Raw genomic sequence first — 341 nt, forward strand, 5'->3', positions numbered from 1 at the left:
CAAAATGGTACCGTACCTTCTCCCGAAGTTACGGTACCATTTTGCCTAGTTCCTTCACCCGAGTTCTCTCAAGCGCCTTGGTATTCTCTACCNNANCACCTGTGTCGGTTTGGGGTACGGTTCCTAGTTACCTGAAGCTTAGAGGCTTTTCCTGGAAGCATGGCATCAACCACTTCGCTTTCTAAAAGAAAGCTCGTCATCAGCTCTCGGCATTAAGATCCCGGATTTACCTAAGATCTCTGCCTACCACCTTAAACAAGGACAACCAACGCCTTGCTGGCCTAGCCTTCTCCGTCCCCCCATCGCAGTAACTAGAAGTACGGGAATATTAACCCGTTTCC

1 rRNA gene is annotated in these 341 nt (G+C 49.4%); it reads right to left on the reverse strand.

The annotated features are described in order from the left end of the window. Positions 1-341, reverse strand: a 23S ribosomal RNA gene (locus tag A3709_RS22880); the annotation flags it as partial.

It is taken from the genome of Halioglobus sp. HI00S01 (genome assembly GCF_001635445.1).
Lineage (GTDB): Bacteria > Pseudomonadota > Gammaproteobacteria > Pseudomonadales > Halieaceae > Halioglobus > Halioglobus japonicus.